This window comes from Bacillus glycinifermentans (assembly GCF_001042475.2).
Classification (GTDB): domain Bacteria; phylum Bacillota; class Bacilli; order Bacillales; family Bacillaceae; genus Bacillus; species Bacillus glycinifermentans.
Genome location: NZ_LECW02000026.1, coordinates 1 through 22,462, shown reverse-complemented (window position 1 = coordinate 22,462; position 22,462 = coordinate 1). Strand labels below are relative to the sequence as shown.

Here is a 22,462-nt window from a genome sequence, read left to right as displayed (position 1 = left end):
CCCCCGTTCATTTTTCCCGTTAATCCCCGGTCATAAAATCTTACAAATTCTAATCCTATTGTAGGTTTTCAAATCTATACAAACAATATATAATTTAGATTAAAACAATCTCATTTTGAGATGAGCAGGTGAAACACGATGGAATTACGCCAGTTGCATTACTTTATGGAAGTAGCAGAAAGGGAACACGTATCAGAGGCCGCCATGCATCTCCACGTCGCCCAGTCGGCGATCAGCAGGCAGATTGCCAACCTCGAAGAAGAGCTCGGCGTTGATCTTTTCGAACGCGAAGGCCGCAATGTTAAACTCACACCGATCGGAAGGCAGTTTTTGGATCACATTAAAACCGCGATGAAAGCGATCGATTTTGCGAAAGAACAAATCGATGAGTATTTGGACCCTCACAGGGGAACCGTCAAAATCGGCTTTCCGACAAGCCTTGCGAGCCAGTTTCTTCCGACCGTCATTTCCGCGTTTAAAGAAGAGTATCCGAACGTCGCTTTTCATTTAAGGCAGGGTTCATATAAATTTTTAATTGAAGCGGTGAAAAACAGGGATATCGATTTGGCTTTTCTCGGACCTGTTCCGACGAACAACACCGATATTAAAGGAGACATTTTATTTACGGAAAGCATTTTTGCCCTCGTTCCGATCAACCATCCGCTCGCTGAACAGAAAAGCCTTCATTTAGGCGATCTCAGAAACGACAATTACGTGCTGTTTCCGGACGGATTCATCTTTCGGAAAATGGCGGTAGATGCTTGTAAACAGGTGGGATATACGCCGAAAATATCCTCGGAGGGCGAAGATTTGGATGCGGTAAAAGGGCTGGTTTCCGCAGGGATAGGAGTGACGCTTTTGCCGGAAAGCGCCTTTAATGAAACAACCCCCCGCTTTACGAAGAGAATCCCGATTGATAATCCTCAGGTCAAGCGGACCGTGGGGATTATCACGCCGAAAAACAGGGAGCTTTCCCCGTCCGCAAAAGACTTTTACCAGTTTGTGAAGAAGTTTTTCTCGCGCCTTCAGCAATATCAATAAACCCGATCGATCAGCCGGGCGCCTTCGCTTGGCTGATCTTATTTTATCATAAAAGAAAATAAATATCTGAATTTTTTGTCTTTTTATTCCCGATTGAGTTTCTTCTTTATTAAAATGGCCGCCTTCAAAAAAGGCGGCCATTCCCTTATTTCTTCGGCATGTCAAGGCTCATTAAATAGTCGATGACTGCTTTCTGTTCCTGTTTAGAAAAACCGCTTTTCGGGTCGATCCAAAATTCGTGTCCCTTCCCTGTGATTCTGACGGCTTTTAGATCCGGTGAAGCCGCATTGCTCTTGATCACGCGAGCCCTGAGATCCCTGTCGATCAAAGCGAGCAGGCTGTTGTAAGGGTCGGCCGGTTTGCCTTTTGCCAATGTTTCCGTGATGCCTGTTTCCTTGAGTGAGCTTCCGACCGCAGCTCCGCCGTCGTGCAAGTACGGGGCGCTCCAATACAGCCCGATAAGGCTTGGGACTTTATAGCCGCCCGGCGAGCCGTTTTTCGCCCATGCCAGTTCGACTTGCTTTTGATCAAAATGGTTTGTCGGCACCTTGAGCACCTTTGCGCCGCTTTTAACCGGAACCGTTGTATTCGGCGCGTACATCGTGCTTTCGCCAAAGATCTTTTCCGTTTTTTTGAAAGACTGGGCCCTTGTCGGCTCAGTGCCGATTTCTTTCGCCGATATGACCTTGTTATTCGTGAAATAACGGCCGGCATGGCAGGATATGCACCCTGCTTTTGCAAAAACGGCTTTTCCTTGTTCGATTGACTCCCTGCCCGCTTTTTGCGGCGGCTTCGGAGGTTCAAGCGTGTTTTGCCAAGCGGAAACGGCGTTGTTTTCTTCATTTGCCTTTTTGTCCGGAGAACCGACGTGAACACCGTCCGGCGCAGCCAGCGTAATCTTCGGAAAGCTTGGCGGCCTGACCATCTGATTGACGCCAGGAACACCCGGGGTCGGATCAGCTTTTGCAAAAAACGCAGAAGGGCTTTTCCCTTTTTCAGGATGATAGCGATACGACCGATCTGCCGCGCGCTGGAGAATCGTTCCGATGTATACGTCAGGACTCATTCCGAAAAGAGCCCGGCTTCCGGGGGCTTGTGAGAGGCTGTCAGAGTTTTGTGCATGAACGTTGTTGCTGAATACGCTTAAGCCTTTAAACGGACCGGCCATGGCGGCTCCGCTCCAGCTGTATGGATGGTCGCCCAATGTATAAGCATCCGGAATTTGCGTCGGATTGCTTTTCATATCGATCGTCGAGTCGAAAAAGCCCCTCGGCCATTTTAGAAAAACTTGATCGACTGCGTTTTCAAGCTTATCCGGATCGGGAAGGCGCTCTTTCTTGCCGTCTGCCACAGTAATCACCGGACTGCTATCGTTGATAAAACGTTTGATGCTTTTGATTTCTGAATGTGTAAAATAAGCGGCCGAATTTGTCGCAAGGGCCAGCATCAATCCGGTGTTCAAATCCGGATTTGTCACCCCTTCCATCACCTGCATCGTTTTCGGATGTGTCGTCGCATGGCAGGCGGCGCAGCTGATGCCGACTTTGATTTTTCCGTCTGAATATTTAAACGGCATTCCGAGGGGAGCAAAGGCCCCTTTCGGTACATCGATTCCGGTATCGATCATCTCCCCTTTTTTAAACGTCTTTCCGCCGATTTTCACCGTTTTGGCGAGCTCAACCCGTAAATTGGTCGTTCCTTTCCCTTTGAGCGCGGCAATCGCTTTAGTCATATTCTGAACCGTGATCGGTCCGTCAAGGAGCCCCAGGATGTCAGTCAAAAAAACCTCGTTGCCGAACGTTTCCTTATAAAATACGTCCCTGCCCAAATGATGGAGCCGATCATCGACTTTTACCGCACCCTTTTGGCTTGAAACCCGCAGGCGGTCAGCCTCTTTGTTTGAAACGAATGTTCCCCACACGTCATATCCGTTCGTCCTGTTTTCTTTTGAGATGACTTTTTCTTTTGGCGGCATATAAGCATATTCGGGTTCAAGACATCTTAGCGTCAAAAAGGCGGAGGCGATTAAAATCGCGGCGATTACAAGGATCACTGTGAATTTATGTTTTCTCACGTCGTTTTACCCCTTTCTAAATCATTAGATTTCCCCGTTTTACCAGCTATATATGTCAGACGTCCATGGCAAAATATGCTTATCATCCGTCCATTTGAAAAGGAATGAAGCCATATGAAAAAATTGACCATCATTGCAATCGTTCTCTTATTCGCACTGTTCTCATTTATCATATGGATCAATGCCGGCAAGGAAAGACAGACGCCGGCGGCTGAAAACATCGAAGCGGTCAAAACGGCAGATAAACCCGTCATCGTACTGATCGTTGATTCTTTAATGGACCGGTCTTTGAAAAAGGCCATCAACGAAGGACGAGCTCCGGCCCTTCGATTCTTTTTTGAAAAGGGCCGCTACCATCCGGGAGCCGTCAACGCATATCCGACCATGTCTGTTTCGATTGACAACACCATCATGACGGGCGCTTATCCTGACCGTCATCGCGTTGCAGGACTTGTCTGGTATAACGAGGACGAACATCGGATCGTCAACTACGGGAGCGGCAAAAACGACATCGCTGCACTCGGCGTGAAACAGCCGATCAAAGACGCCATGTATGCTTTAAATCAAAAACATTTAAGCCCGCAGGTAAAAACGGTTCACGAAGAACTGGAAAAACGGGGGAAGCACTCCGCTTCCATCAACGGCCTCGTATATCGCGGCGGCTACGATCATGACCTGAACATTCCGCCTCCTGTCAAACGCCTTGGCCTGATGCCTGAAAAGATGGCCGTAAAGGGCCCGGCTATCTTTTCGTTCGGCCGTTTTTCCCAAGCAGATCCACATAACCGCTATCAGCGGATTTGGAACGGATACGGGCTGAATAACAAATTCACTGCACAGGAATTGTCGTATTTGATCAAGAAACACAAGCTTCCTTCCCTGACCGTGGCCTATTTTCCCGATAATGATCACAGCACTCATCATAAAGGACCGGCGGATGTAAGCGGATTGGAAAAAACGGATCAGCAGCTTCAGCGCATTTTAAACGCCTACGATTCCTGGGATGCGGCCGCCGAACAAGCGGTATGGATCGTTATGGGAGACGGCGGCCAGACGTCCATCGGCCGCGACAGACAAAAGTCGGTGATTCGGCTTCGCTCTCTTTTTGACGATTACCGGATTCCGAAAATTGATAAAAGGCCCAGTGAGAAAGATCAGCTGATGTTCGGCGTAAACGACAGGATGGCATTTATATATATGCTTGATCAAAGCATATCTGTAAATGACGCCGTAAAGCCGCTCGCGCAAGATGAAAGGGTCGGCTTTGCAGCCTGGAAAGACGGCGGCTGGGTATATGCTACCTCAAAAAAAGCTGGAAAGCCGCTTCGCTTCCGTCCCGGCGGAGCATATGCCGATCAGTACGGACAAACCTGGACGATCGACGGGGATTTTTCCGTATTGGATCTGTCGGCTGACGGAACGTCTCTTTCCTACGGCGATTATCCCGATGCCCTTGCCCGGCTTTTCAGCGCCTGTCACTCCCATCCCGGCCGGTATATCATCGCTGATGCAAAGCCTGGTTTCCAATTTGCCGATCACACATCGCCGATACACCCCGGTGGAGGCGGACACGGCTCTCTTTATAAAACGGATAGCCTCGCTCCGATGATCATCATAGGTTCCCAAGAAACGCCCGGGCATTTTCGCCACGTCGATTTAAAAGATTTTTTCCTCAAACTCGCCAAGTAGCCTGACACAGTCAGGCTTTTTTATTCAGAGGTTTTTCGTTGACACGATTTTGCTGTTGTATGTAATATAATGATAGCTAATTAGTTTACTTACTTAATTAAATTTGAGAAGCAGGTGCCATTATGAAACCAAACGAAATCAACCGTAATGCGGCGGTTGAGCAATTAATCTGCGCTTTTAAGCGGCTCCGCCGCTCGGAAATGAGCCGGTCGTTCCCTGAAATGGAGTGGAAAAAAAACGAAGCCAAAGCGTTGATGTTTTTAAATGAAACAACGGGGCGAGAAGGCAAAAAGGTATCGGAAATCAGCCGGTCCTTGAATGTCACGTCCCCTTTTGTGACACAGCTTTTAAACAGACTCGAGCAAAAAGGGCTGATTTTCCGCCGCATGGATCAAGCAGACCGGCGGATCGTCCGCATTTTTTTAACAGAAGCGGGAAGAAGCGCGGCGGACGATGTGCACAAAAAGCTGAATCAGTGGTTCGGCCAGCTCGTCTCGTATATCGGCGAGACAGAGAGCAAGCAGTTTGCCGATCTGATTCATAAAATGTCCGATTTTATTGAATGCAAAAAAACTGAAAAGAAGGTTGAAACATGATTTCTCTTTTAAAATACTTAAAACCTTACAAATTGCAAGTTGTCTTTGTAGCGCTTTTTACGCTGCTCGGCAGCATGCTGGAGCTTTATTTGCCGACGTTAATGGCAGATGTCGTCGATATCGGCATTGTGAACTCGGATATTACATATATCCTGAAAATCGGCGTATGGATGGTGGTCTGCTCGCTCCTCGCGATTTTAATGACGATGGGAAAAGCATTTTTCGCCTCCAGAACATCCCTTGCTTTCGGCAGAGACATCCGCAGAGAGCTGTTTGTCAAAGTCGAACATTATTCGCTTGAGGAGTTTGGAAAAGTCGGCGCCTCCTCCCTTATCACCCGGACGACGAACGATGTAAAGCAAGTTCAGGATGTGCTGAATATGATGCTGTCATTGATGACAAGAGCGCCGCTCATGCTGATCGGCGGCATCGTTTTGGCCGTATACAGGGATGCGAAGCTGTCCTTGATTTTTGTGGCGTCACTGCCGATTTTGGCTGGACTGATTTTTCTGATCACAAGAAAAGCCGTTCCCCTTTTCGGCGTTCTGCAAAAAAAGACAGACCGCCTCAATCTTGTCCTTCGCGAAGGGCTGACAGGCGTCCGCGTCATCCGCGCGTTTAACCGCGCAGATCATGAAAAGGAAAAATTCCGGAAGGCCAATCAGGAATTCCGCGATACCGGCATCGCTGTCAACAGAATTATGGCGTTTTTATTCCCTGTGATGATGATCATGATGAATTTTACAAATATCGCGATCATCTGGTTTGGCGGAATCCGCATTGATCAAGGCGATATGCAGGTCGGAAATTTAATGGCGTTCCTCCAGTATGCATCGATGATTTTGTTCGCTTTGATCATGCTTGCGATGACGTTCGTGATGATCCCGAGGGCTCAGGCTTCCGCCGGCCGGATTAACGAAGTGCTGTTGATCAAGCCGAATATCACAGATCCTAAGCAGCCTTCAGAACATACCGGCCTCCGCGGTCATGTTGAATTTAAAGGCGTCACATTCCGCTATGCCGGAGCCGAAAAACCCGTCATCGAAGACATTTCGTTTCATGCAAAGCCTGGTGAAATGACCGCGATCATCGGAAGCACGGGTGCCGGGAAAACGACGATTCTGCAACTGATCCCAAGATTTTTCGACGTTGAAAAAGGTTCGGTTCTCGTAGACGGAACGGACGTCAGAAAGATGCCGCAGAAAGAGCTGCGCGAAAAGATCGGTTACGTTCCGCAAAAGGCTTCTTTATTCAGCGGAACAATCAAAGAAAATGTCCTATTCGGAAAAGAAGATGCGACAGACGAGGAAGTGTTAGAAGCGCTTGAAACCGCCCAGGCTTCAGAGTTCGTCAAGGAAAAGGAAAACGGCATCGACTCGTATATCGAGCAAGCCGGCGCCAACCTCTCAGGCGGACAGAAGCAGCGCCTTTCGATCGCCCGCGCCCTCGTCAGGAAACCGGAAATCTACCTGTTTGACGACAGCTTTTCAGCGCTAGATTACAAAACAGACCAAAAGCTGAGAAAGACGCTGAAAGAAACAACCGCTGATGCGGCCGTCATTATCGTCGCCCAAAGGGTAAGCACGATCACTGAAGCCGACCAAATCATCGTGTTAAACGAAGGAAAAATCGCCGGCATCGGCACACACCAACAACTGCTGGAAGAAAACGACATCTATCAGGAGATCGTCGCATCCCAGCAGACTGAGGAGGAGAGCGCATGAGCAAAAAAGAACATCGGCATCCAGGCTCTATGACTCCTGTTATGCAGCAGCAAAGACCGAAAGAATTTAAGAAAACGATTTTAAGGCTTGCCGGCTATTTGAAGCCGCGGACGTTTCAGCTTGTGCTGGTCATCATCGCGGCGATTTTATCGACATTGTTCAATGTCATCAGTCCAAAGCTTCTTGGAGATGCCACCTCTTCCCTTTTCGAAAGCTTTACGAAGGGAACGGGCGTACAGTTTGGATTTCTCGGCCGGATTACGCTGATCCTTGCAGGGCTGTATTTACTTTCTGCTCTATTTACATTTTTGCAGCAGTACTTGATGGCCGGAGTCGCCCAAAAAACCATTTTTGAAATGCGCCAGGAAGTCAATGAAAAACTCTCGCGGCTTCCTTTAAAATATTTTGACAAACATTCGCACGGTGATACACTGAGCCGCGCGGTCAACGATATTGACAACATCAATACATCGCTTCAGCAGGCTCTCACGCAAATGATCACATCGGTTATCACCATCTTGGGAATCATCATCATGATGCTGTTGATCAGTCCGGTGCTGACGCTTGTCGTGTGCATCACGATTCCGCTCAGCATGCTTGCCGTGAAACTGATTGCCTCTTTCTCGCAAAAGCACTTTGCCGCGCAGCAGAAGGAAATCGGCTCCATTAACGGGCATGTTGAGGAAATGTTTACTGGCCATCAGGAAGTGAAAGCGTTCGGCCATGAAGACAAAGCGATTCAGCAGTTTGACGAAATAAACGAGCGTCTGTACCAATCCGGCTGGAAATCGCAGTTTATTTCCGGATTAATGATGCCGATGATGACGTTCATCGGAAACCTCGGCTATGTTTTCGTCAGCATTACAGGAGGCATTTTTGTTTTAAACGGAACGATCCTGGTCGGAGGCGTTCAATACACCCAGCAGTTTTCTCAGCCGCTTGTCCAAGTCGCCGGCATCGCCAACACGATCCAATCGGCGATCGCTTCCGCGGAACGGGTGTTCAGCATTTTGGATGAGGAAGAGGAAATGAGGGAAACGCCTGCCGATCTCGATCTTGCGGCATTAAAAGGCGATGTATCATTTGAACACGTCGCGTTCGGCTATGATGAAAACGTTCCGGTGATCCGCGATTTAAACATTGATGTCAAAGAAGGCCGGACAATCGCGATTGTCGGACCGACCGGTGCCGGCAAAACGACGATTATCAACCTGCTGATGAGGTTTTATGAAGTAAACAGCGGCAAAATCAAAGTCGGCGGCACGGATCTCACCGATTTGTCGCGCGAACAGGCAAGAAGCATGTTTGCGATGGTACTTCAGGACACATGGCTGTTTAACGGAACGATCCGCGACAATATCGCATACGGACGCGAAGGCGCGACAGAAGAGGAAATCATTCAGGCGGCCAAAAGCGCCTATGCCGACGATTTTATCCGCACCCTCCCCGACGGCTATGACACGGTATTGGCCGAAGATGCGCAAAACATTTCCCAGGGGCAGCGGCAATTGCTGACGATTGCCAGAGCGATTTTGGCAGATCCAAAGATTTTGATTTTGGATGAAGCGACAAGCAGCGTCGATACCCGGACGGAAATGAACATTCAAAAAGCGATGAACAGTCTGATGGAAAACCGCACGAGCTTTGTTATTGCCCATCGTCTTTCTACGATTAAAGATGCGGATCTCATTCTCGTAATGAAAAATGGGGATATTATTGAAAAAGGAAACCACGAAGAGCTTCTGCGCCTAAAAGGCTTTTATGCAGATTTGTACAACAGCCAGTTTTCAAAGGAGGAAGCCGTCAGCTAAAAAGAAAAGGCTGTGCCTAAAAAGCGCCGATACGCTTTTTAAGGCACAGTCCTTTTTATTTACATATTTTCATAGACGCGGCGGACACCAGGCCGTCCATTCTCGCAAATGAATGAAGCAACGGTTTCGATCGGTGCACCAGGTCTTGATACATACTCGAGAAGCCGGTAATCGGTGCGCCAGTGCTGCGGCGTTACCGTGCAGCGGACATAGCCGCGCTGATCGTTAAAAAATTTCAAATGGGGATTTTCTGCATAAAGGATGTCAGGATTTTTGATGGTATTCGCACGATCTCCCCCAGACGTCACAGAGGTTCCGGCAAATTCAGCGCCGACCGTTGTCGAATTGGGGTTATCAAAATCGCTTTTGATATCAAAAACCCAGTTCGTATGAACGTCCCCTGTCAAAACGATGGGATTTGAAATATGCTGCTTTTGCAAAAATTCGACAACCTCGTTTCGCTCGGCCGAGTATCCGTCCCACCCATCCATCGGCAATACTTTTACATCACCGTCCTGGTGATCGACCTGCGAAAAAAAGACCTGCTGGGCGAGGACATTCCAGGTCGATTTCGAACGGCGAAGTCCGTCATACAGCCATTTTTTCTGTTCATGTCCTAAAATCGTCCTTGAAGGGTCGGTCGATTCAAAGCTCGGAGGCTTATTGCCGTCTTGATTGGCCTGATCGTCCCGATATTGCCGGGTATCAAGGATAAGAAACTCCGCCAAGTCGCCGTATGTGACTTTCCGGTACATCTGCATATCCTCAGCCCTTGGCATCGACGAGCGTCTGAGCGGCATATGTTCGTAAAAGGCCTGATATGCGCTTGCCCGCCTGAGGATAAAAGGTTCAGGAGGCTGGTTTTTTTCTGGAGTCAGCCCGGCATAGTTGTTTTCTACGTCATGGTCGTCCCATGTCACGATCCACGGGAAAATCGAGCGGGCAAGCTTGTAGTCGCGATCATACAAGTACTGGGCGTGGCGCGTTCTGTAGTCGTCGATGGTCAAGGTTTCCGCACCTTTATGAAGGCGGACATTTTTAGCGTTAGTGCCTGGGCCGTACTCATAAATCGCATCGCCTAAATGCAAAACAAAGTCGAGTTCTTCTTCGGCAATCCGGCGGTATGCAGTGTAATATCCTTCTTCAAAATGCTGGCATGAGACAAAAGCGAATACAAGCTGATCAACAGGGGCGGTTTGGAGGGGAAGCGTTTTCGTACGGCCGGTCTGGCTGGTTTCATAACCCGCATGGAAGCGATAATAATAAAAGGTGTCAGGTTCAAGCCCGTCGACTTCGGCATGAACAGAATGGGCATACTCCCGTTTGGCTGTCTCTACTCCTTGCCTGACGATCTCCCGGAATTCAAGATCGCGGGCGACTTCCCATTTTACGGTCACGTCTTCAGGAGGCATCCCTCCCCCATTAAGCGGCTCTGGAGCAAGACGGGTCCACAGCACTACTCCGTCGGGAAGAGGTTCTCCTGACGAAACCCCTAACGTAAACGGGTATGCGGTAAACTTCGGCACTTTTTCCGCCGATGTCCTCCCGTCTGATTCTGCTGTCAGCAAACGACCGCCTGCGGTTTTCTCGTGAAAAGACTCTGAAACGTTTGTTTTCATATCACAGTCTCCTTTACGATTAAATTGAAAACAGCCAAGAGCTTTCCGGCAGCTTCACTTTTTTGTAAGCGTCATCATTCCTTTCATCTATTAAAATATACTGCTATTTAAAATGTAACAGACACGCCCTTATATGTAAATACATTCCATATGAGAACCGCATATTTTGTCCCTTTTCAAAGCGCAACTTTCGTCCGGTTGACAATTTTTTCAAAATATGTCCGTTGAAACAAACGTAAAAAGGGTGCTAACGTAATGGTATGAACCGGTTCATGGACATCTATTTCGACTGATTCAAAAAAGGAGAGTTACCATGACAAATTCGATTCAAACCAGCAACCGTTACGCGAATTGGATTCCGATGAAAGAAATCAGCTCAAGCGAAGACCGGCTCTTCCCGTTCCCTATTTATAACCGGCTTCGGCAGACAAGCCCTGTGCGCTTCGATGACGATCGAAAGTGCTGGGATATTTTCGCTTATGAAGATGTTCAATATGTATTGAAAACGCCAAAGCTCTTTTCTTCAAAACGCGGCGGGGACATGCAGGGAAAAACCATGCTGACGATGGATCCGCCGCGACATACAAGCATGAGGGCGATCGTCAATAAGGCTTTTACACCGAAGGCGGTGAAGCAGCTTGAATCGCACATCGGCGAAGTGACAGCCTTTCTGCTTGATGAAGCAAGAGACAGGCATCCGTTTGATATGGTAGACGATTTGGCAGCTCCCCTCCCTGTGATTATCATTGCTGAGCTGCTCGGTGTTCCGCCTGAAGACCGCAGCATGTTCAAACATTATTCAGATATATTGGTTTCAGGCGCTTCAGACAGCTCGGACGAAGCCGTCAAACTGATGAGCAAACGACGCAAAGAAGGCAATGAATATTTAAAAGACTACTTTAAAACGATTATCGAGGAACGCAAGAAGTCGCCCAAAGAAGATTTGATTTCGCTTTTGATTCAGGCTGAGGTAGAAGGAGAGAAATTAACTGAAGAGGAACTGCTCGGTTTTTGCACGCTTCTATTGGTGGCCGGCAATGAAACGACAACCAATTTGATCGCCAATGCCGTCCGCTATCTAACGGAGGACGCAAACACACAGGAGACCGTCAGACATGATTTGTCCCTCGTGCCTCATCTCGTTGAAGAAACGCTGCGCTACTATCCGCCCGTACAGGCGATCGGACGCGTCGCAGCCCAAGATACCGAGATCAGGGGCGTCCCGGTTGCAAAAGGCTCTTCCGTCATCAGCTGGGTGGCATCGGCCAATCGGGATGAAACCAAGTTTGACGATCCCGAATCCTTCAGGCTTGACCGCAAGTCAAATCCGCATATGAGTTTCGGCTTTGGCATCCATTTTTGCCTTGGGGCTCCCCTCGCCCGTCTTGAAGCGAACATTGCCCTGTCGCATTTGCTTCGGCATGCATCGATTGAAAGGGATGACCGGGTGAATCTTGAAGCGATTCAAAGTCCGTTTGTTTTCGGCGTCCGCCGGCTTCCGGTACGGCTTTTATATTAAATGACAGAAAAAGGACAAGGCCCTATGGGCGCTCGTCCTTTTTTCTTTTATGGATTTGTTGACCACATACCTGCAGATTTAATGAAAATGCGCGGGTGCAATTTAAGCTGCGCCACCATGAATTCCGCAAGGTCTTCCGGCTGCATGACGCGTTCAGGGTTTCCGTCGGTCAATTTTGATTCGATTGCCAAATCTGTGGCGACTGTGCTTGGCGTAAGTGCGCTCACCCGGATGTTGTGCTTTCTGACTTCCTGCATTAACGATTCTGTCAGGCCGAGGACGGCAAATTTAGATGCGCTGTAAGCGCTCGTGCCTGCAGCGCCTCTTTGACCCGCTGTTGAAGAAATATTAATGATGTCTCCTGCTTTTCTTTCAATCATATCAGGCAGAACGGCGCGGGTTACGTTGTATACGCCCATCAGGTTGACTTGGATGATATTCTCCCATTCCTCAGGAGTCTGTTCAAGAAAACCTGCAAAACCGCCGATTCCGGCATTATTAATGAGAATATCGATGCTGCCGAGCTCTTTTTTTACAGATTCAACCGCGTTTTCCACGGCTTTTAAATCCTTCACATCCGCTTCTGCAATCGACACGTTCACGCCGAAAGCATTCAGCTCTGCCGCCGTTTTTTCAAGGTTGGCCATCGTACGGCCGACAAGACCGATATGAACGCCCTCTTTCGCCAGGGCGATTGCGGCTGCACGGCCGATCCCTCTGGCTCCTCCTGTAATCAGGGCCGTTTTGTTTTGTAGAGATTGCATAGCAAAACTTCCTTTCAATATGTATGTACATGAAAAGTATAAAGAAATCCCAAATCGTTAACAAATAAAATGCTCGGGCCGGCGTTTCGTAAAAATACCCGACAAGTGTCTTATAACGCCGGCGATTTAAGAAACAACCTGACAATTTTATTGTAAAAATGGCAAAGACCAAGTATACTCATATAGTTGCCAATCGTAAGAAAAAAGTCTATAAAATGGCGGTGGAGACACGTAAACAGATAAAACGAAAACACAGATGATACACGAGGGGATTTGACTCTGGGTCAAGTCTTCATTTTATATGACAGCTGTCTGAAGCGGAACATGCCCGGCTTCGGCAAGATCGTTTTTACAGGAGGAATGGTATGGAACAAAAGCTTAATTCCAAAGCAATACTGATTACATTTATGATTGGCGCATTCTTTGCAATATTAAACGAAACATTGCTCAATATTGCCTTAACCGAATTAATGGATGCCTTCAGCATTAATGCCGCAACCGTTCAATGGCTGGCGACCGGCTTTATGCTTGTAATGGGCGTTTTAATGCCCGTGTCGGCTCTCCTCATTCAATGGTTTACAACAAGGCAGATGTTTATCGGCGTGATGACCGTATTTTTAGTTGGAACGGTCATTGCAGCTTGTTCGGTGAATTTTCCGATGCTGCTGGCCGGACGAATGATTCAAGCTGTCGGCACCGGGTTGTTGATTCCTATTATTATGAACGCTTTGCTTTTAATGTACCGCCCGGAAGTCCGCGGAAAGATTATGGGGACGTTCGGCCTGGTGATTATGTTTGCTCCAGCAATCGGTCCTACATTATCAGGGGTTATCGTTGATTTATTAGGCTGGCGCTGGCTGTTTATCATCGTGATTCCGTTTGCGGTTTTTTCGATTCTATTCGCCGTGAAGTATTTGCAAAACGTCGGAGAAGTAACGCGCCCCCGCGCAGACGTTTTATCGATCATTTTGTCAACGATCGGAATCGGAGGCATGGTTTACGGCTTCAGCAGCGCCGGAGAAGCTTCGCATGGCTTTGCATCCGCGACAGTCATTACAGTGATCGCGGTCGGACTGATCAGCCTTGTGCTGTTCGTGCTTCGTCAATTGAAGCTGGAAGAGCCGTTATTGGATATGCGCGTGTTTGCCTATCAAAATTATTCGCGCGGTCTTATTCTTTTTGTCATCGTCATTATGGCGATGTTTGCTTCGGAAATTGTGATGCCGATGTATTTGCAGGGCCCTCTGGGCTTATCTGCAAAGACCGCCGGGCTACTGCTGCTTCCCGGTGCGCTGCTGAACGGCCTCATGTCGCCTGCGATGGGCGGCTTATTCGATAAACTCGGACCGAGAAAGCTCATCATACCGGGCACCGTCGTATTAGTCGGCGTCATGGTTTTCTTCAGCAACATCGGTCCTTCCATTCCGATATGGTCGTTTATCTTGGTGTATATCGTCCTGATGCTGTCGATCTCCGCGATCATGATGCCTGCACAGACGAATGCGCTGAATGAGCTGCCGAAGAAGCTGTATCCGCATGGAACAGCCATCTCCAACACATTGCAGCCTGTAGCGGGCGCTCTCGGCGTTTCGGTTTTTGTAAGCATCATGAGCCAGGGACGACAAAGCTTCCTGGAAAAACAACAGGCGCCGGCCAGCGAGCAAATCATGAATCAAGCAATGACGCACGGCGTCCATCACGCCTACTGGTTTGCACTGGCATTGGCCTGCATCGCTTTCTTGATCTCATTATTCATAAAAAAGGCGGTTGCGCCGGATTTTGACGAAAACTAGGATCTTTCAAGCCCCCGGCTTTTCCATCAGGAGAATGCCGGGGGTTTTTTATGAAATGTGAGATACCGGCAAATTCTTAGCCCCCTCTCCTTCATCGGTGATTTTTGTACAGAAAACAGGCAAAGTGTCCTGACAATCGGATTTTTCAGAATTGACGGGATGTTGTGACATGATATAATGCTAGAATCATATTCATTTTTTCATCGGAAAGGAACGGAGTCCATGGAATCTTATGTTCATCAAAAGGACGGCATTTTCAAATCCGTATGTTCACTTGACTGCCCTGATCAATGCGGTCTTCTCGTTCATAAAAAAGACGGAAAGATCGTTAAAATTCAAGGCGACCCGGATCATCCGGTCACACAGGGCAACATCTGCAATAAAGTCCGCAACATGACGGAGCGTATTTACGATCCGAAGCGGCTGAAGACGCCGCTGAAACGGACGGGCCCGAAAGGATCCGCGACATTCGAACCGGTCAGCTGGGATGAAGCGATCGAAACGATTCGCACCCGCTGGACGGAGCTGATCGAAAAAGAAGGCCCGGAAAGCATTTTGCCCTACAGTTTTTACGGAAATATGGGGAATTTGACAGCCGAAGGAATGGACAGGCGCTTCTTTCACCGTCTCGGATCAAGCCGGCTTGAACGGGCCATCTGCACCCCTGCGGGCTCAGTTGGGTATCAATATACGATGGGTGGAAGCATCGGCACAGATCCCGAAGATACAACGGAGACGAAGCTGTTTGTATTCTGGGGAATCAACGCGGTCTCAACGAACATGCACCAAATAACAATCGCCCAAAAGGCGAGAAAAAACGGCGCAAAAATCATTGTCATCGACGTTCATAAAAATCAGACCGGCAGAATGGCTGACTGGTTTATCCCGATCCTGCCGGGCACAGACAGCGCCCTTGCTCTCGGCATCATGCACGTTTTATTTGCCGAAGGCATGGCCGATGAAACATTTCTTAAAGAATATACGGTCGGCCATGAAGAACTGCGCCGGCATGTTTTACAGTACGATCCAGATACGGTTGCGGCGATTACCGGCGTTCCCCGCGAGGATATCGTCGAGCTGGCCCGTCTGTACGGAAGGACCTCCCCTTCCCTCATCCGCATCGGGAACGGGCTTCAGCATCATGACAACGGAGGCATGATCGTCCGGACGATCGCCTGTCTGCCTGCCATTACGGGTCAATGGACGGTAAAAGGAGGCGGCGCGATTAAAGGCAATACCGCCTTTTTGGCCTATAATACAAAAGCGCTGCAGCGCCCTGACTTGCTGAACGGCAGAACACCGAGGGTCATCAACATGAATCAGCTTGGCAAGGCCCTCCTGGAAATCGATCCGCCGATCCGCTCTTTATTTGTATACAGCAGCAATCCGGCCGTTGTCGCCCCTGAAGCAAACAAGGTCAGAAAAGGACTCGAGCGCGAAGACCTGTTTACGGTCGTGCACGATTTATTTTTAACGGAAACCGCGCGGTATGCCGATATCGTACTGCCCGCCTCTTCCGCTTTTGAAAATACGGATTTTTACACATCGTACTGGCACCACTACACGCAATTGCAAAGACCCGTCATCGAAAAGTACGGCGAGAGCAAATCCAACTCAGAAGTGTTTCGACTTCTCGCAGAGGCGATGGGTTTTGACGATGAGCCGCTGAAGGATTCGGATGAAGAGATGATCAGGCAGGCCCTTGATTATCCTGCTAATCCGTGGCTTGACGGAATCGATTTTGACAGCCTGTCTGAAAAGCATTTTGTCAAAGCGAAAAGAAAGGCCATTTTTCCCGAGCGGCTTCCGACGCCAAGCGGAAAAATCGAATTGTATTCGAAAAAGATGGAACAGGCCGGCTATCCCGCCCTGCCGACTCATACTCCCCTTCTGGAGACGGGAGAATACCCGTTTTTATTCGTGCCCGGGCCGAACCATAATTTCTTGAATACGACGTTTTCAAATAACGAAAAACATATCAAATTGGAAAAGGAACCAAAGCTCCATATCAACACGAAAGACGCGGAAGAAAAAGGCATCGAAAACGGCGACTCCGTAAAAATTCGGAATGACCGCGGAGAGTGCGTCCTGACCGCAGCGGTCGGAGAAAACGTCCTTCCCGGCGTCGTCGTCAGCCAAGGACTGTGGGCCGACAAAGACGGAAAGAATTATCTCGTCAATGCGTTAACCCCGGACCGTTTAGCCGACATGGGCGGAGGAGCAACCTTTTTTTCAGGAAGAGTGCAAATTGAAAAAATGGATTGATAAGACTGGTGAATATTCACCGGTCTTTTTCGCGTTTACGATTCGTTTTACTTAAATATGTCCTTTTTTTGAAATATAAGGCTATTTTATTAAAAATAGTAAATTGGTGCCGATACAAAATATGTCAGGTCCCGACGGGGATCTTTATTAGAAGGTCTCAATCTACTTACACGGAGGTAAAGAAACATGAGGATTAACCACAACATTGCAGCGCTTAACACGCTGAACCGGTTGTCGGCAAACAGCAATGCAAGCCAGAAGAACATGGAAAAGCTTTCTTCAGGACTTCGCATCAACCGCGCCGGAGACGATGCTGCAGGACTTGCGATTTCGGAAAAAATGAGAGGGCAGATCAGAGGTCTTGAAATGGCTTCTAAAAACGCTCAAGACGGGATTTCTCTTATTCAAACGGCTGAAGGGGCATTAACCGAAACCCACTCCATCCTTCAGCGCATCCGTGAGCTGACCGTTCAGGCCAACAACACCGGTACGCAGGATACGACTGATCTCAGCGCCATCCAGGACGAAATCAGCTCTTTGCTTGAAGAGATCGGCGGGACAGAAGGCGAAAATGCGAGCAAAGGAATAGCCGACCGTACGCAATTCAACGGAAAGAACCTTTTGGACGGCACGTTCAAGTCTGATGGAGGGGAAAAACTGCAATTCCAAATCGGGGCGAACAGCGGCCAAACGATCAGCGTGAACATCGAGAACATGTCCGTCACTGCTTTAGGGCTGGCAGACGGCACATCAGAGGGTGAAGACGGGAAAACGGTGACGACTGCCGGGTTTAAAATCGCCGAGATCGATGTCACGAAATTAACCGGAAAAAATAAGGACGGTACGGATTTAAGCGACGATGACAAGAAGAAATACTCGTTTGAAAACCAGCTTGCAGCCATTGACGCTGCAACGAAGCAAGTATCGGCGCAGCGTTCAAAGCTCGGAGCCGTTCAAAATCGCCTGGAACACACGATCAACAATCTCAGTGCTTCATCTGAGAACTTAACGGCTGCAGAATCCCGGATCCGCGACGTAGATATGGCGAAAGAAATGAGCGAGTTTACTAAAAACAACATTCTTTCTCAAGCGTCCCAAGCGATGCTTGCCCAAGCCAATCAGCAGCCGCAAAACGTGCTTCAGCTTCTTCGCTAAATATGAATAAAGGCGCCGGCTAAAACGCCGGGGCCTTGTTCACTTATACATTCTTTGCCGATTTTCTTAGCTGTTTTGCATAGTTCGCAGCAAATTCGGCACTGTTTTTCACAAAATCGGTGATAATGCCCAGCTCCTCATTTGTATATCGTTTGAGGAACTCGACGGAAGCTTCAGTCAGGTTTTCAAATAAGCTGTGAATATCTGTCATGTTTTCCGGGATGAGCTCGATCAAAAGCCGCCTTCTGTCTGCCGAATCTCTCATCCTTTTGACATAGCCCGCCCTTTCAAGGCGATCGATGACCCCCGTGATCGCCCCTGTCGTCAAGTTGCTTTTTTCCGCCAGTTCACCGGCCGTTAACTTCCCGCTCCGCGCGATGATTTCCAAGCATTTGTGATCTGTTTCGTTCAGTTCGAATTTTTCGGCGATCGCCTGGTGCATGAAAACGGTTGCCGTACTGTTGAATCTCAGCTGCCGGATCAGCTCTTTGATCAGTTCCTCTCTTTTCGTTTGATTTTTTCTTGACATCTGAAACACCCTTTTTTAAAATCATAATATCTTAGCAGCTAAGATATTTATCTCCTAATATAAAGTAATTATAGCAGGATTGATTTTCTTATGCCAAACCTATGCTAAGCCGAATATTCATTAAAGGAGAAAGATGATTTTGTCACATACACAGCATCAGCGATTAGGATTCATTATAGCAGGATTGCTGCTCGCCATACTCATGGCATCGATGGATAACACGATTGTCGTCACCGCAATGGGTACGATTGTCGGCGACCTCGGCGGACTCGACAGCTTTGTCTGGGTCGTATCTGCGTTTATGGTCGCCGAAATGGCAGGCATGCCGATTTTCGGGAAACTGTCCGATATGTACGGCCGAAAACGCTTTTTTCTTTTTGGCAGCCTCTTATTCATGGCCGGCTCTGCGCTCTGCGGTACAGCAACGAGCATTGAACAGCTCAGCATCTACCGCGCCATTCAGGGAATAGGCGGCGGGGCTCTCATACCGATTGCCTTTACGATTATTTTTGACATCTTTCCGCCTGAAAAACGCGGCAAGATATCGGGTCTGTTCGGCGCCGTCTTCGGGCTGTCAAGCATTTTCGGGCCGCTCATCGGCGCTTATATCACGGATTACATCAGCTGGCATTGGGTGTTTTACATTAACTTGCCGCTCGGCTTTATTTCTTTCATTTTGATACTCTTATTTTATCAGGAAGCAAAGCAGCACGAAAAGCAAAAGATCGACTGGTTCGGCGCGATTACGCTTGTGGGCGCAGTAGTATGCCTCATGTTCGCGCTTGAGCTCGGCGGTGAAACATACGATTGGAATTCAAACGTCATTCTTCTGCTCTTTGGAAGTTCAGCTTGTTTTTTCGTTTGTTTCTTCCTGATTGAACGAAAGGCTGCTGAACCGGTCATTTCTTTTGATATGTTTAAAAACCGTTTGTTTGCCGCGAGCACCCTTGTCGCATTATTTTACGGCGCGACGTTCATTTCGGCTACCGTCCAGATTCCGATATTTGTTCAGGGCGTATACGGAGATTCGGCCACAAATTCCGGGCTCATCCTTCTGCCGATGATGCTCGGCTCAGTCATTTCCGCGCAGATCGGCGGTTTTTTAACGACGAGAATGAGCTACAGGAACATCATGCTCATTTCAGGCTTGTTTTTAGTTGCAGGGTTTTCTTTGCTGAGTACGATGAATACCGGTACTCCCCGCCTCTTGTTGACGGGGTATATGATCGTCGTCGGCCTGGGGGTTGGTTTTTCCTTCTCCGTCTTAAGCATGGCGGCCATTCACCATTTTGGTCCAAAACAGCGCGGTTCTGCGACTTCAACAAGCAACTTTCTGCGTTCGCTCGGGATGACGGTCGGCGCCAGCATTTTTGGCATGCTGCAGAAAAACAGTTTTTCGGAACAAATGTCAGATCTTTCTCAAGGTGGAGAAGTGCCAGGGGCTGCTTCCCGGCATGACGCAAATCAAATTTTGTCAAGCGCGAGAGCTTCGATTCCGCCTGATGTCCTAAAGCAGATAACAGAAGCGCTGTCAAACTCTATTGTCCATACGTTTTCATGGGCGATTTTATCAGCGGCCATCGCCTTGTTTCTGGTGCTCCTTATGCCGAAGGATCGGATGAACATAAGCGCGAAAAGCAAGTAAACAAAGCCGGAGAGTATTTTCTCCGGCTTTATCTGTGTCTTCTATTAAGGTGTGGCAGAGGATTTTGCTCTTTTTTTCCTTATTTTTGAGATCATAAGGAGCGGAATCGGCAACAAGCAAAATAAGATAACGGCCAGCCGGCTGATGAAGTCTCCAAATTGAAATACGCCATTCAAATTCTTCGGTGTCATCCCTATCACATACATGACCGGAAGCAAGGCATACATCACCGGGGTGATATTTATATGAAACAGCTGGGACAGTCCCAGCGATGCTGCGTAAAATGAAATGACAAATGTCGCGAACAACTGCATAATCCAGATGGTGAGCAGCATAGATTCAAATCTTTCAAATACCAAACCGGGAATTTCAAAGCTTCGCATCAGATCAAGCGTCGGCCAGGTTCTTGTAACGACACCGTCGACAGAAAGCGCGCCGATAACAAATATGACGGTTACCAAGTAAAAAATCAAGGAAATGCTCAATCCCACCACAACGACCTTTACACCTTTCTGAGGCTTTTTCATAAACGCCAAAAGGAACAGCATCACTTCCGCGCTGGTAAAAGAAAGAACGGTTGCTTTGGTTCCTTGCAGCACCGGCATCACTCCTTTTCCCAGCACAGGCCGCAAATTATCCAGTTCAAATAGTCCGCTGCTCATAAAAACAACCGTCAAAAATAATCACTGTTATAGGGAATATGATTTCAAACAAACGGGCAATCGCTCCCATGCCGGCTTTCACTGAATAAAGGCCGACCCACATCATCGTCATCGTGATCGCCCAGAGCGGGGTTCCTTCAAGCAAAAAAAAGCTGGTGATTTCGGCCATTACTCTAGCTTCAAATGCCGCAATCGTAATGAAATGCTCGATAAAAAACAGGCCGATCAGAATGCCCATCCATTTTCCAACAATAGCTCCGCCGTATTCAAAAAATGTTTTTCCAGGGTAGCCCTGGCTTAATTTTGCCATGACTATCCCGGCTGCCATCGTAATCATCCCGCCTAATATGACGGCCAGCCAGACATCCGGTGTTCCCATCTCTTGCACGGCTGTCCGGGGCAGGCTAAGAATGCCCGCCGCCAAAATATAATTTACAAAAACAACGATAGCCTGAGAGGTCGTAATTTTGTCATATGCACTGTTCATTGAGATCAACCGCCTTGTCATCTCGTTTTTGCGTCTAATGCTGGCCAAGTGTGCCGTAGTCCTTTATCGTAAACTGAACGTGGATTGTAATCGGAATCTCTGTAAATCTTTCGTCCCAGTTATTCTTCAGCTTATCCCAAAGCCGGGGATGTTTGATTCTCAGTTCATTTCCGAATCCTGCAAGGTCAGCTTTATATTCCTTCTGCATTTTTCGAGTCGCTTTCTCCGCCAGCTTTTTCACAGTTTGGGCTGATTTCCTTTCTGTTCGCTCCAAAAATTTGTTGTCAAAAGCTTTTTCAGCTGCACTCCATTTTTCGGCAAGGTGCCCTTCAGATGTAATATGAACTTGAAATGCAATACGATTTCCTTTCACAATCGGCTTGATCTTACTGTTGATCGATTCCACCGACAAGGCCAGCAGTTTTTTTGTTTTTGGATCATAGGTTTTCACAGTGCCTCCTCTTCCCTTTCCGATAATCCACATCACCCCGTCTAAATCCTGTTCATTCAAAAAACCGATCAGTTTATTCGTTTTTCCGTTGATCGCAGCGGCTCCCGCGTATTTAACTTCTCCTTCTGCACTCGCCACATTTTGGATCAAATAGCTTGTTCCCGCCCTCATTTTCCCCATCATTTTGGCAAGTGTCACAGGAGGTAGAATTTTTTTTGCCTGATAGACATTTTCAACGATTTTGAGCAGATGAAACGCCGGCATTTCACCTGTTTCCTTTAGTTCAAGCGTATCTCTCGCCCTTCCTCTTGTGACGAGGACGAGGCTGCTTGGTCTTATTTCATTATCACGGAGAGGCTGATCAAGCAGTTCATCGAAGGAATAAGTGCGCAGGAGATCAGCGGCGATGACAATTACCTTTAAATGTGGGCTGTATACAGGCCTGTCCTTTCTTAATGCTATCTCTGTCGTGATTTGCTGGACGGAGTCTCCTGTTTCGTATACATTAATGTAAGATTTTTGTCCCGTACCCCCGCCTCCTCCGGATGCCTGCGAACCGGCTGCCTGCTCGTTTACATACTGGTAGGTTATCGTAATCCGGTCTTTTTTCGGATAGTATCTATTTAGCCCCCTAATGA

The 22,462-nt window shown here is 48.1% G+C and carries 15 protein-coding genes and 1 pseudogene; 10 read left to right on the top strand and 6 right to left on the bottom strand.

What is annotated here, in order from left to right; translation table 11 throughout:
• Nucleotides 1–138: 138 nt before the first annotated feature.
• On the top strand, nucleotides 139–1,041 hold the full coding sequence (gene gltC / locus AB447_RS16040; protein WP_048355191.1) for a glutamate biosynthesis transcriptional regulator GltC: 903 nt from the start codon (nucleotides 139–141) through the stop codon (nucleotides 1,039–1,041).
• Between the two features lie 145 nt (nucleotides 1,042–1,186).
• On the opposite strand, the gene AB447_RS16035 is transcribed toward gltC, so the two are convergent.
• Nucleotides 1,187–3,115, bottom strand: coding sequence for a hypothetical protein (locus AB447_RS16035; RefSeq protein ID WP_053075420.1), 1,929 nt, complete (start codon nucleotides 3,113–3,115; stop codon nucleotides 1,187–1,189).
• Nucleotides 3,116–3,229: 114 nt separating this feature from the next.
• Between AB447_RS16035 and AB447_RS16030 the strand changes: the two genes are divergently transcribed.
• The 4 genes from AB447_RS16030 to AB447_RS16015 all read left to right on the top strand — a co-directional run bounded on the left by AB447_RS16030 (nucleotide 3,230) and on the right by AB447_RS16015 (nucleotide 8,935).
• Nucleotides 3,230–4,804 (top strand): alkaline phosphatase family protein, encoded by a 1,575-nt coding sequence (locus AB447_RS16030; protein ID WP_048355192.1) that lies wholly within the window; start codon nucleotides 3,230–3,232, stop codon nucleotides 4,802–4,804.
• Nucleotides 4,805–4,926: 122 nt separating this feature from the next.
• Nucleotides 4,927–5,400: a MarR family winged helix-turn-helix transcriptional regulator gene (locus tag AB447_RS16025; RefSeq protein WP_048355193.1), complete on the top strand. Its 474-nt coding sequence runs from the start codon at nucleotides 4,927–4,929 to the stop codon at nucleotides 5,398–5,400.
• The gene (locus AB447_RS16020; RefSeq protein ID WP_057957657.1) at nucleotides 5,397–7,124 is read left to right on the top strand and encodes an ABC transporter ATP-binding protein; all 1,728 of its coding nucleotides are present in this window, start codon (nucleotides 5,397–5,399) and stop codon (nucleotides 7,122–7,124) included. Before AB447_RS16025 ends, AB447_RS16020 begins: the two co-directional genes overlap by 4 nt.
• Nucleotides 7,121–8,935: an ABC transporter ATP-binding protein gene (locus AB447_RS16015; RefSeq protein WP_048355194.1), complete on the top strand. Its 1,815-nt coding sequence runs from the start codon at nucleotides 7,121–7,123 to the stop codon at nucleotides 8,933–8,935. Before AB447_RS16020 ends, AB447_RS16015 begins: the two co-directional genes overlap by 4 nt.
• 59 nt (nucleotides 8,936–8,994) lie before the next feature.
• Here AB447_RS16015 and AB447_RS16010 read toward each other — a convergent pair whose 3' ends face one another.
• A complete protein-coding gene (locus tag AB447_RS16010; RefSeq protein ID WP_057957656.1) occupies nucleotides 8,995–10,554 on the bottom strand; it encodes an alkaline phosphatase D family protein in 1,560 nt (519 codons plus the stop codon).
• Between the two features lie 313 nt (nucleotides 10,555–10,867).
• Here AB447_RS16010 and AB447_RS16005 point away from each other — a divergent pair, with 313 nt between their 5' ends.
• Nucleotides 10,868–12,073, top strand: coding sequence for a cytochrome P450 (locus AB447_RS16005; protein ID WP_048355195.1), 1,206 nt, complete (start codon nucleotides 10,868–10,870; stop codon nucleotides 12,071–12,073).
• A 47-nt stretch (nucleotides 12,074–12,120) separates the two neighbouring features.
• On the opposite strand, the gene AB447_RS16000 is transcribed toward AB447_RS16005, so the two are convergent.
• Nucleotides 12,121–12,837, bottom strand: a complete 717-nt coding sequence (locus AB447_RS16000) for a 3-ketoacyl-ACP reductase (RefSeq protein WP_048355196.1) — start codon at nucleotides 12,835–12,837, stop codon at nucleotides 12,121–12,123.
• A gap of 365 nt (nucleotides 12,838–13,202) precedes the next feature.
• Here AB447_RS16000 and AB447_RS15995 point away from each other — a divergent pair, with 365 nt between their 5' ends.
• The 3 genes from AB447_RS15995 (at nucleotide 13,203) to hag (ending at nucleotide 18,050) form a co-directional block, all read left to right on the top strand.
• A complete protein-coding gene (locus tag AB447_RS15995) occupies nucleotides 13,203–14,630 on the top strand; it encodes an MDR family MFS transporter (protein WP_048355197.1) in 1,428 nt (475 codons plus the stop codon).
• Between the two features lie 222 nt (nucleotides 14,631–14,852).
• The gene (locus AB447_RS15990; RefSeq protein WP_057957655.1) at nucleotides 14,853–16,895 is read left to right on the top strand and encodes a molybdopterin-containing oxidoreductase family protein; all 2,043 of its coding nucleotides are present in this window, start codon (nucleotides 14,853–14,855) and stop codon (nucleotides 16,893–16,895) included.
• 186 nt (nucleotides 16,896–17,081) lie between these two features.
• Complete coding sequence (gene hag / locus AB447_RS15985; RefSeq protein ID WP_048355198.1) at nucleotides 17,082–18,050, top strand: flagellin Hag; 969 nt, start codon at nucleotides 17,082–17,084, stop codon at nucleotides 18,048–18,050.
• A 43-nt stretch (nucleotides 18,051–18,093) separates the two neighbouring features.
• Here the strand turns inward: hag and AB447_RS15980 are convergent, their stop codons facing one another.
• Nucleotides 18,094–18,579, bottom strand: a complete 486-nt coding sequence (locus AB447_RS15980; RefSeq protein ID WP_048355199.1) for a MarR family winged helix-turn-helix transcriptional regulator — start codon at nucleotides 18,577–18,579, stop codon at nucleotides 18,094–18,096.
• Nucleotides 18,580–18,781: 202 nt separating this feature from the next.
• On the opposite strand from AB447_RS15980, the gene AB447_RS15975 reads away from it, so the two are divergent.
• Nucleotides 18,782–20,224, top strand: coding sequence for an MDR family MFS transporter (locus tag AB447_RS15975; RefSeq protein ID WP_241494780.1), 1,443 nt, complete (start codon nucleotides 18,782–18,784; stop codon nucleotides 20,222–20,224).
• Between the two features lie 44 nt (nucleotides 20,225–20,268).
• On the opposite strand, the pseudogene AB447_RS15970 reads toward AB447_RS15975, so the two are convergent.
• Together AB447_RS15970 and AB447_RS15965 are read right to left on the bottom strand one after the other, a co-directional pair.
• Nucleotides 20,269–21,373: pseudogene (locus AB447_RS15970) on the bottom strand (spore germination protein).
• 34 nt (nucleotides 21,374–21,407) lie between these two features.
• On the bottom strand, nucleotides 21,408–22,462 hold a 1,055-nt coding region (locus tag AB447_RS15965), incomplete at its 5' end, for a Ger(x)C family spore germination protein (RefSeq protein WP_057957654.1).